The following is a 2,522-nucleotide window of genomic DNA, read 5'->3' on the forward strand; positions in this document are numbered from 1 at the left end:
AGGGACGACTGGGCGGCCTGGGTGTGGATGTCCTGCCCGTCGAGCCACCCCGGGACGGTCATCCGCTGCTCGACGCCCTGGTTGAGCCCCTCAATCTGATCGTCACGCCGCATAACGCCTGGATCACGCCGGAAGCACGGCAGACCGTGGTGTCGCTGACGGTCGACAACCTGCGCAAACCCCTGTGACTCCTTCCCTGTGAGAAGGGTGTCGCTTTCACTGCGGTTTCACGAGGCTCGATGACGGTGACAACCATGCTGCATAACCTCGGTTCGATCAATCTGGACCATGTCTACCGGGTCCCACACCTGGTCGCTCCCGGCGAGACCCTTGCCAGCCGGGAGTATCGCGTGGGTCTCGGCGGCAAGGGGGCCAACCAGTCCCTGGCCATGGCCCTGGCCGGTGGCGAGGTCGCGCACTGGGGTCGACTCGGACGCCAGGACGCCTGGGCGCGCGAGATCCTGGCCAGGGCCGGCGTCGACGTCTCGTCTCTGGCACTGGTGGATGAACCCAGCGGCCATGCCATCATCCAGGTCGATGATCTCGGCGAGAACGCCATCCTGCTATTCGCCGGGGCCAACCATGGCTTCCAGCCCGAGGCCATCGAGGCATCGCTGGACACCACCCGGCCGGGGGACTGGCTGCTGGCCCAGAACGAATGCAATGGCCTGGTCGAGATCATGGAGGGCGCGCATCGGCGAGGCGTATCAATCGCCTTCAACCCGGCACCGATGACCGACTCCGTGGCGTCGCTGCCGTTGACGCACTGCCGGTTGCTGTTCGTCAACCGCAGTGAGGCGGCACGGCTAGGCGATGTCGAGCCATCGGCCAGTGCCGAGACGCTCCTCGATGCCCTGGCGGCCAAGCTGACCGACGTCGAGACGGTCCTGACCCTCGGCGGCGAAGGTGCCTGGTACCAGCACGGCAGCGAGCGCTTTCACCAAGCTGCCCTGGCCGTCGAGCCAGTGGACACCACTGGTGCCGGTGATACCTTCATCGGCTATTATCTGGCGGCCCTGCAAGCCGGCTTGCCTGTTCCCGACTGCCTGGCGCGCGCTACCATGGCTGCCGCCCTTTGCGTGCAACACCCCGGTGCCGCCGACAGCATACCCCGTCGAGACACCGTCGAATCCCTCCTGGCGAAGCACAGACCCCCGTCTTGACGTCGCCAGACCAATGTCAACCAACAAGGAGTTACCGTGCCCCATCCCATCATCATCGATACCGACCCAGGCGTAGACGACGCCCAGGCTATTGCCATTGCTCTGCTCCATCCCGAGATTGACCTGCTGGGGCTGACTACCACCTACGGCAACGTGGACGTGGAAACGGCGACCCATAATGCCCTGCTGCTGTCTGAACTGGCCGGCAAGGATATTCCGGTTGCCCAGGGCGCCGCCGCCCCCCTGGTGAAGGCTCGGCACCCGGCTCCGGTACACATCCACGGAACCAATGGTCTGGGTGACATGGAACTTCCCGCCGTCAAGGGCAAGGCCGAGGCGCGCAGTGCCGCTCAGTTCATCGTCGACACGGTGAACCAGCGCCCCGGAGAGATTACGCTGGTCTCGGTAGGGCCTGTCGGCAACCTGGCCGCGGCGCTGCAGTTGGATCCGTCCATGGTCGACAAGGTCAAGCAGGTGGTCACCATGGGGGGCTCGATCCGCGAAGGCGGCAATGTCACGCCTGTGGCCGAGGCCAACATGTTCAACGACCCCCACGCCGCGTCTCGGGTATTGACCGCGGGCTGGCCGCTGACCCTGGTTGGGCTGGATGTCACTCATCGCTGCGTACTGACCCAGGCCCATATGGACCGTATCGAAGCCAGTCACGGGATGCTTGGCCAGGTACTGGCCGGCAGTTATGCCTTCTACCGCGACTTCTACCGGGAATTCCTCGGCATCGACGGCTGCTGTCCCCATGACAGTTGTGCACTGGCCTGGCTGCTCAGACCCGAGCTCTTCACCACCGCCCGCGGGCACCTCGGGGTCGTCACCTCGGGGGATGCCGAGGGGCAGACCATCTTCGCACCGGAAGGACGGGGATTCATCGAGCCTCGCTGGTCGGGCACCCCGCTGGTGGACGTTTGCCTGGAAACCGACGGTGACGCCGTCAGCCAATGGATCGCCGATAGCCTGGCCTGAGGCGCTGGCTTGATTAGAAAGTGCGGAAATTGTCCGGGTCACGGGCCTCGACCACCTCCAGTTCAACATGAGTGGCATGGGCATGGGGTGGTCCTTTCCAGAGCCATTCCGACATCGACTTGACGGCGTCGCGCTCACCACACATCAGGACCTCGACACGCCCGTCGGGCAGGTTTCGAGCATGGCCCGTCACCTCATGCGTGAGTGCCTGCTCTCGGGTCGCCCAGCGAAACCCGACGCCCTGAACCTTACCCACCACCAGGGCCTTGACACAGCACTTGTCCATGATTTCCTCCGCCTCTGGATCATCAAGTCTCGACGTCCTTTCTACCCGCCCGGCACGGCGTCCAACAAGTCAGCCGAGAGAAGGTGCGGCTCAGG

General features: G+C 64.7%; 3 protein-coding genes and 1 pseudogene. 3 read left to right on the top strand and 1 reads right to left on the bottom strand.

The features are described from left to right. The 3 genes and pseudogenes from ACESMD_RS05015 to ACESMD_RS05025 form a co-directional block, all read left to right on the top strand. A pseudogene (locus ACESMD_RS05015) lies at window positions 1-188 on the top strand (glycerate dehydrogenase); the annotation flags it as partial. Window positions 189-239: 51 nt separating this feature from the next. Then, the gene (locus ACESMD_RS05020; protein ID WP_372610923.1) at window positions 240-1,163 is read left to right on the top strand and encodes a ribokinase; all 924 of its coding nucleotides are present in this window, start codon (window positions 240-242) and stop codon (window positions 1,161-1,163) included. A gap of 36 nt (window positions 1,164-1,199) precedes the next feature. Beyond that, the gene (locus ACESMD_RS05025) at window positions 1,200-2,141 is read left to right on the top strand and encodes a nucleoside hydrolase (protein ID WP_372610925.1); all 942 of its coding nucleotides are present in this window, start codon (window positions 1,200-1,202) and stop codon (window positions 2,139-2,141) included. A gap of 13 nt (window positions 2,142-2,154) precedes the next feature. On the opposite strand, the gene ACESMD_RS05030 is transcribed toward ACESMD_RS05025, so the two are convergent. Next, window positions 2,155-2,427, bottom strand: coding sequence for an acylphosphatase (locus ACESMD_RS05030; protein WP_372610927.1), 273 nt, complete (start codon window positions 2,425-2,427; stop codon window positions 2,155-2,157). Window positions 2,428-2,522: the final 95 nt, after the last annotated feature.

Origin of the sequence: Halomonas sp. (assembly GCF_041689495.1) — a bacterium.
In the GTDB taxonomy this organism is placed as follows: domain Bacteria; phylum Pseudomonadota; class Gammaproteobacteria; order Pseudomonadales; family Halomonadaceae; genus Halomonas.

Bases quoted from the DNA above. Each gene is read 5' to 3' on its own strand.
- ACESMD_RS05020 (WP_372610923.1), top strand. From the start codon at position 240: ATGACGGTGACAACCATGCTGCATAACCTCGGTTCGATCAATCTGGAC.
- ACESMD_RS05030 (WP_372610927.1), bottom strand. From the start codon at position 2,427: ATGGACAAGTGCTGTGTCAAGGCCCTGGTGGTGGGTAAGGTTCAGGGC.